General features: G+C 71.6%; 1 protein-coding gene. It reads left to right on the top strand.

Annotated features, from left to right (window positions below):
- The coding region (locus MXD62_RS09940) for a FadR/GntR family transcriptional regulator (protein WP_248829050.1) at positions 1 to 668 on the top strand (668 nt) is incomplete at both ends.

Raw genomic sequence — 668 nt, 5'->3', positions numbered from 1 at the left:
TCGGTCAGCAGGTCCGCGTGCCCAAGACCGCCGAGCTCGTCGCGGCCCAGCTCCGCCGCCAGATCGTCCGTGGTGAGCTCGTCGAAGGCGACGCCCTACCCCCCGAAGCCGTCCTCATGGAACAGTTCGGCGTCTCCCGCCCCACCCTGCGCGAAGCCTTCCGCGTCCTCGAATCCGAAGCCCTCATCTCCGTCCGCCGCGGCGCCCACGGCGGCGCCCGCGTCCACACCCCCGACGGCCAGGTCGCCGCCCGCTACGCCGGCCTCGTCCTCGAACACCGCCACACCACCCTCGCCGACGTCCACACCGCCCACACCCTGCTCGAACCCGCCGCCGTCCGACTCCTCGCCACCCACCACACCGACACCACCCTCACCACCCTCCACACCGCCCTCACCCACCCCGACCCCACCCACTTCCACCACCAACTCCTCGAACACGCCGGCAACCAGACCCTCACCATGATCGCCGGCATGCTCCGCCACATCCTCGACACCCACGCCCCCCTCCCCCACCCCACCCACACCACCCCCCACAACCACCACGACCACACCCACCTCCTCGACCTCATCGCCCGCCACGACACCAACGCCGCCGAAGCCCACTGGCGCACCCACATCGCCACCACACCCAGCCAGCCACCCAGCACCGTCATCGACCTGCTCGGC

Origin of the sequence: Frankia sp. Mgl5 (assembly GCF_023242985.1) — a bacterium.
In the GTDB taxonomy this organism is placed as follows: Bacteria; Actinomycetota; Actinomycetes; order Frankiales; family Frankiaceae; genus Parafrankia; species Parafrankia soli.
The sequence above is the reverse complement of the archived record's forward strand: the minus strand, read 5'-3'. Positions and strand labels throughout refer to the sequence as shown.